6 protein-coding genes are annotated in these 6,658 nt (G+C 44.6%); 4 read left to right on the top strand and 2 right to left on the bottom strand.

Translation table 11 applies throughout. The annotated features are described in order from the left end of the window. Positions 1 to 622 (top strand): M4 family metallopeptidase (locus L693_RS0107955; protein ID WP_025716805.1); only part of this gene is annotated, 622 nt, incomplete at its 5' end. A 149-nt stretch (positions 623 to 771) separates the two neighbouring features. On the opposite strand, the gene L693_RS0107950 is transcribed toward L693_RS0107955, so the two are convergent. Both L693_RS0107950 and L693_RS32360 read right to left on the bottom strand, forming a co-directional pair. Next, entirely contained in the window at positions 772 to 1,689 is a 918-nt protein-coding gene (locus L693_RS0107950) for an IS3 family transposase (RefSeq protein ID WP_442950170.1), read from the bottom strand. Further along, positions 1,640 to 1,888 carry a transposase gene (locus L693_RS32360; RefSeq protein ID WP_442950169.1) on the bottom strand — a complete coding sequence of 83 codons (249 nt, stop codon included), beginning with the start codon at positions 1,886 to 1,888 and terminating at the stop codon, positions 1,640 to 1,642. Before L693_RS32360 ends, L693_RS0107950 begins: the two co-directional genes overlap by 50 nt. A gap of 575 nt (positions 1,889 to 2,463) precedes the next feature. Here L693_RS32360 and L693_RS0107940 point away from each other — a divergent pair. The 3 genes from L693_RS0107940 to L693_RS0107930 are packed head-to-tail and all read left to right on the top strand — an operon-like array spanning position 2,464 to position 6,309. Further along, positions 2,464 to 4,050 (top strand): spore germination protein, encoded by a 1,587-nt coding sequence (locus L693_RS0107940; protein ID WP_025716803.1) that lies wholly within the window; start codon positions 2,464 to 2,466, stop codon positions 4,048 to 4,050. 13 nt (positions 4,051 to 4,063) lie between these two features. After that, a complete protein-coding gene (locus L693_RS0107935; protein WP_197029851.1) occupies positions 4,064 to 5,164 on the top strand; it encodes a GerAB/ArcD/ProY family transporter in 1,101 nt (366 codons plus the stop codon). After that, complete coding sequence (locus L693_RS0107930) at positions 5,161 to 6,309, top strand: Ger(x)C family spore germination protein (RefSeq protein ID WP_025716801.1); 1,149 nt, start codon at positions 5,161 to 5,163, stop codon at positions 6,307 to 6,309. The genes L693_RS0107935 and L693_RS0107930 overlap by 4 nt, the downstream gene beginning before the upstream one ends. Positions 6,310 to 6,658: the final 349 nt, after the last annotated feature.

Raw genomic sequence — 6,658 nt, 5'->3', positions numbered from 1 at the left:
TGCCGCCAGCCGCTACAACAATGCCTTCTGGAACGGCTCCCAAATGACTTATGGTGACGGGGATGGCTCCACATTTATCGCTTTCAGTGGTGACCCTGATGTGGTTGGTCATGAACTCACACACGGTGTTACAGAGTATACTTCGAATTTGGAATATTACGGTGAATCCGGTGCATTGAACGAGGCCTTCTCAGACATTATCGGCAATGACATCCAGCGTAAAAACTGGCTGCTAGGCGACGATATTTATACACCAAGCATTTCGGGTGATGCTCTGCGCTCCATGTCCAATCCTACCCTGTACGATCAACCAGACCATTATTCCGACTTGTATACAGGTAGCTCGGATAACGGTGGCGTTCATACCAACAGCGGCATTATTAATAAAGCATATTATTTGCTGGCACAAGGCGGTACCTTCCATGGCGTAACTGTAAATGGAATTGGTCGCGACGCAGCGGTCCAAATTTACTATAGTGCCTTTACGAACTATCTGACTTCTTCTTCTGAATTCTCCAACGCACGCGCTGCTGTTATACAAGCTGCAAAAGATCTCTACGGTGCGAACTCGGTACAAGCTACCGCAGCTGCCAAATCTTTTGACGCTGTAGGTGTTAACTAAATCAGATAACGATCCCCTCAATATCCTCGTCCATAGATCTTGGTCGTTGTACAACTGTCAACTGCCTACGGATGCAAAGGACGAATAGGGGTGCAGTGTACAAGTCTGCACCCCTCCCCCCTTATTTATGGTGGATTGTCAACAGTAAATCAAACAACTTTTTTAAGGGCTGCATGACGATAGTGAACTGAGGTCATGAACTCCAGGGTTCCATGGATTCGATGATGGTTATACCAATTCACATAATCAAACAGCTCCAGTTCTAGATGACGAAGGCTCTGAAAATTCATCTGATACACAAACTCTGTCTTCATGACTTTGAACGTAGCTTCTGCTACAGCGTTATCGTAGGGGCAGCCTTTCATACTGAGAGAACGTCCAATGTGAAAGGTTTTCAGCAGTTCATCCATGCTTTGATTTTTAAACTCACTCCCCCGATCTGTGTGAAACCACTGGATGTCGCGTAAATCGCCCTCCACCGTCGCAAAAGCGCGAGCAACCAGAGCAGCGTCCTTCCGAGGACCTGCACTATGACCGATGATCTCTCGATTAAACAGATCCACCAGCACGCAAATATAGTGCCACTGGTTCTGGACTTTCACATAGGCCAGGTCACTGACAACGAAGCGTTTGCTTTCCATTTGGGTGAACTCGCGGTTCAGTGTATTGGCTGTAGCTGCTTCATTACAGGCGGTTTTATAGGGCTTATATTGTGCCACCGTGTAGGTTGAAACGAGTCCATGTTCTTTCATGATTCGACCGATCCGCCGCCTGGAGACGACGAATCCGCGCTCATGGAGCTTGACTTTGATCTTGCGCATGCCATAGGCTTTTCGTTTCTTGTGGAAGATATCCACAACCACTTCGGTTACATCGTCTTCGGTTGCCTGTTCTTTGGCTTCGTAGTAAAACGTACTTCTTGCGATTTGCAGGACGTAGCACATTGCTGATACCGAGTATTTATCACGATTGTTCTGGATGATGGCTACTTTCGTCCCATGATCAGCGCGGCTTGCTTTAAAATGTCGACCTCCATTTTGAGGCGTGGTTTTCTTTGCGTAAAGCAATGAGTTCATTCTCTTCCGCAGAGCGATTGTCCTTCTCGGAAAAGGAACCTGTTGTCTGAGCCTGTTTGATCCAGCGATCCAGAGCTGAGGCTGTGAGCCCATATTCCTCCACAAGGGCTGCTCTGGTTTTGCCGTTCTCGTATAACTGAACCATTTGTTTTTTGAACTCTGTTGTAAAGGTACGTCGTTGATTTGGCATTGTAAATAATCCGCTCCTTAGCGTAATAGGTTTATTCTACAAGCCCTCGTTTTTGTTGTCCAACTAAGTGTAGCCGATCCATCCACAACGGGGACCGCAAGGTGGGCTCCCAACTAAGGAAGCAGTTGTCGCAGAGATTCCTCTGTGATGGCTGCTTTTTCTGTTATAGTCACAGTTGCAAGCAGCGTAGCACTGGAGTTGGGAAATGACGTAACTATCGATGTATTATCGGCGAAGCTAGAGGTTTTTGCACTCCTTCGTCCGGGTCACGATTGCCGCAGCGGTTAGTGACGTACTTGAGCTTTTTCCTTCCGCTATGCTTAACGTTTCCCATCATGGAGTAGTAGGTGCCGATGATTTTTCGGCATTCCCCACGTACAATCAAGCCCCTCAGCAGATACGCCCCGGGCTAGTGCTTGTTGCCATCCATCTTCTCCTGCAAGCTGGAACGCTTCCTTCGAAATGAACTCAGGCAGGATTTGCAGCCTTTCTCGGCGAGTTCCGAAAATGTATGCAAATGATAAATACTGGTTATTATAATTATCAAAGTTAATTGAAGATTTGTGAGGTAGCCTATGCCACTCTTTAAAAGGATTTTTCACGGAGCCTTTTGGAAGCAATCGCATAATAACAAACCTATACAGGATTTCTTACCGTCGCAGCAAGCCGATGACTCAATAAAAGAGCATTTGGAAGAAAACGAAATGAATATCAAAGTGATTTTCGCAAATTGTCCGGATGTTATATTCAGAGCCTTTAAAATCAAGGGGGTCCAACAAGCGCTGCTCGTCTACCTCGACGGATTAAGCGATACGGATTTGTTGGATACACATGTATTGTTGCCCTTAATGCAGATGAAAGAGACTGAAGAAACTAGCATTGAACTGCTTCTCGAAGAAAAGCTGTCCATTGCTGATCTTACAATTGTTTCCATGATGCATAAAGCCGTTTCTGAAATTTTATCGGGAAATCCCGTATTATTCTTCGATCATGAACCGCGGGCAGTCGTTTTAGGACTGGCAAAATGGGAGAAACGCTCGATTGAAGAACCGCAATCGGAATCTGTCGTAAGGGGTCCGCGCGAAGGGTTTACAGAAAGCATAAGTGTTAATATGATGCTGCTTCGCCGTCGAATAAAGACTCCGAACCTCAAATTTCAGCCGTTCAAACTGGGGACTGAAACGCAGACTCAAATTTTTTTAGCGTACCATAAAGGAATCGCAGAACCAAACTTGATTGAAGAAGTCACGAATAGGCTTCGTAAAATCAATTTAGACGCTGTATTGGAGAGCTCGTATATTGAGGAATTAATTGAAGATAACCCCTATTCCCCATTTCCGCAAATTCTAGAGACCGAAAGAGCTGATGTTGTTTGCGCCTCCTTACTTGAGGGACGTGTAGCGATTCTTATCGACGGAACGCCTTTTGTTCTGATTGCTCCAATTACCGTATTCTCCTTAATACAATCGGCGGAGGATTATTATTCCCGGTGGTTTGTTGGCTCCATCGTACGTATCTTGCGTTACGTTTTTATAGCGTTATCTCTTTTATTGCCGTCCATATACGTTGCAATCGTCACGTTTCACCCACAAATGCTGCCGCTGTCTTTATTGTTCAGTTTTTCATCATCCCGGGAGTTTGTTCCGTTTCCAACCATTGTAGAAGCGTTAATGATGGAAATCGCATTCGAAGCGCTCCGTGAAGCAGGCATTCGATTGCCCAAGCAGATAGGCGCTGCCGTTAGTATTGTCGGGGCGATCGTGATCGGTGATGCGGCGGTTCGGGCCGGCCTCGTCTCTGCACCGATGGTCATCGTGGTTGCCATTACGGGTGTTTCTAGCTTTGTCATTCCCCATTATTCGATCGGGTTGACTCTTCGGGTGCTTCGTTTTCCCATCATGATTCTCGCCGGATTTCTTGGGATCGTCGGAGTCATGCTGGGAATTATGGCGATTCTTCTCCATTTATGCACACTGCGATCGTTTGGCGTACCCTACTTGTCAGGTATCGCGCCGACCATTAGAGAGGATCTTAAAGACCAGTTGATTCGAGCACCTTGGTGGGCCATGAATAAAAGGCCGCACTTGACTGGAGACATCCGTACATTCAGACATGCCTCGCCGAAACCGGGTCCAACTCCACAGGATGATGATTCAAAATAAAAGGGAGGCCATTATGGAAAAAGGAAAAATATCAGCATATCAAATGTCGCTGATCATGTACCCCGCAGTTTTGGCAACAGTGCTTCTTTCGATTCCTGCACTCGTTGGCAAACTAGCGGAACGGGATATGTGGATCTCACCCATTTGGGCATCCGTTCTAGGCTATTTTACCGTTTGGCTATCCTTTCGGCTGCATAATCAGTATCCCGGGGCTACATTGATCCAAATGATGGAGCAAATATTCGGAACCTTACTAGGAAAATTTATCGGTCTGCTGTATTTACTCTTTTTAACCTTCAATCTGGGCATCATGATACGGGAGTATACGGAACTTACTGTAGGCAGAGCTCTGTCCCTGACTCCTATGCCCGTAATCATCGGCAGTCTGCTTATCATTTGCGCGTTTACCGTACGCAGCGGATTGGAGGTTATAGGCCGGATGGCGCAAATTTGTGTTATACCTATAATCTTTTTCCTTATATTATTGACACTTATGATCAGTCCAGATTGGGATATTGAGCGTATGTTGCCGATTTTTGCCAATGGGTTACAACCTTCGGTTAATGGGGCATTGATTGCGCAGGGATGGTTTTCAGAATTTAGCCTGCTTTTGTTTATGTTACCCTACGTAAAAGACCCGGATAAAGCGAAGAAGTGGGCAAATATTTCTGTACTGGCCGTGACTTTAACTATGTGTTTGGTTAATTTGACAACTCTTCTCGTATTCGGAAGCATTACAGGTAAAGTGGTCGATCCTTTGATGTCTACTATAGCGTATATTAGTATTGCAGATTTCTTCCAATCTATGGAGCCCGTTGGTATCGGCATTTGGGTGAGCGGATCTTGTATTAAAATCGCTATATTCGGATATGCTTTGTCTTTAGGTATCGCACAGTGGCTGAAATTGTCCGATTATCGTCCGATTGTGCTTCCACTTTATTTCACGCTCGTATTTCTTGCCCAGTTGGTTGTAAAAAATAGAATTGAATTGAACCATTTTTTAGCTACATTGTTTCCTTATTATTTAACTACATTCCAAACCGCCATCCCTTTGCTTATGTTGATCGTCTCCTTTTTTCTGACAAGAAAACATGCTATGAGAGTGAAACGATGAATTCGATTAGGTACATCATTCTCCTTACGTCGATATTCCTTACCCTCATTTTTCTTACGGGCTGCTGGAATTCCAATGAACTTAATCAATTGGCTATCGTTACGGGGGGAGGTATAGACAAAGCTGACGACAATAGAATTCGATTTACTGTCCAAATCCACGTTCCATCTTCCAAAAAAGATTCAAATGAATCACTCGGCAGCACGTCCATTCTCTGGGCCGACGGGGTTAACACCGCCGATGCTTTATCCAAGCTTCAAATTAAAAGCCCGAGAAAGCTGTTTTTTGGGCAGATGTACGTATTCATCATCAACGAGAAGTTTGCTAAAGAAAACGGCGTCCGCGATCAGCTCGATTTTCTTGCACGGGTCCCGGACACCCGGCTTCGCAATAAATTGTTTATCAGCGAAGATTCCGTAGATCAAATATTGTCTTCCAAAACCAAGCTAGAAAAGAGCAGCGTGGAGACACTGAGTGGAATTTCTAAAAAGCTGGTTGTGCCGGCCATTGATTTAAATTACTTCTTGCAGATGCAGGAGGATAAGGGACAATCCGCTGTCATACCCAAAATTCGCATGATGGAACCAGATCAGAAAGAAAGTAATTCTATGACCCCCGCAATAGTCGGCACTTCTATTTTAAAAAAAGATCGCATAGTAGGTGAGATTGATGTCGAAACGACTCGCGGTCTTATGTGGTTTCGCAATAAAATCGAACACCCGATGATAACGATTGTCCTAGACGATGAAAAAGGTTCTGTGTCTTTTAAAACTCTCCATGCCCGGACAGAATTACTGCCTCGGATTGAAAACGGCGAATGGAAGATGACCGTAAAGACATTATCGTCTGTCGATGTGGTTCAAAATGCAACAAATCTGCAAATCCCTAAACCGGATGTCACCGAAATGCTTGAAAAGAAATTGAACGAAGATTTACAAAAACGTCTGGAGCAGGTCGTTCAGCAAGTTCAACAGAAATTTAAAACAGATGTACTCGGATATGCCGAGGCTATCTACAGGAAATATCCAAAACAGTGGTATGCAAAAAAAGATCACTGGGATGAAATTTTCCCCGAGATCGAGACGGAATACGATCTCAACGTAAAAATTCTCAAACCGGGCGAATACATCCGCCAGCGGCAATGAAAGGGCAGTGATGAAATGAAATGGGTTCAGATTGCCAATGTTACTTGGATTCTCGCTTTAATTGTGCTTTACGAATGGCCTAAAATCGACAAGACCTTGAAAAGGGAAAAAAGAGCGTTTATTATCCTATGCGTGATCGCTTATGGTTTCTCTTTTCTACTTGTGCTTTTCCCTGACCTTTACAGTCCTGTAAAGGTCTTATTGACCCTGCATAAATCGTAGCTTACGAAAAAAATACAGAAAAAAAGGTACAGTCTCCTCAGTTTTCTTGAGCGACTGTACCCTTTGAGCATCAAAGGGACTTTTTCAGTGGTGGATTGTCAACAGTAAATCAGACAGCTTTTTTAAG

Origin of the sequence: Paenibacillus sp. 1-18 (assembly GCF_000520755.1) — a bacterium.
Taxonomy (GTDB): Bacteria; Bacillota; Bacilli; order Paenibacillales; family Paenibacillaceae; genus Paenibacillus; species Paenibacillus brasilensis.
Note: the sequence above shows the minus strand (reverse complement) of the source record. Positions and strands in the feature narration are given on the sequence as shown.

Bases quoted from the DNA above. Each gene is read 5' to 3' on its own strand.
- L693_RS32360 (WP_442950169.1), bottom strand. From the start codon at position 1,888: ATGCCAAATCAACGACGTACCTTTACAACAGAGTTCAAAAAACAAATG.
- L693_RS0107940 (WP_025716803.1), top strand. From the start codon at position 2,464: ATGCCACTCTTTAAAAGGATTTTTCACGGAGCCTTTTGGAAGCAATCG.
- L693_RS0107935 (WP_197029851.1), top strand. From the start codon at position 4,064: ATGGAAAAAGGAAAAATATCAGCATATCAAATGTCGCTGATCATGTAC.
- L693_RS0107930 (WP_025716801.1), top strand. From the start codon at position 5,161: ATGAATTCGATTAGGTACATCATTCTCCTTACGTCGATATTCCTTACC.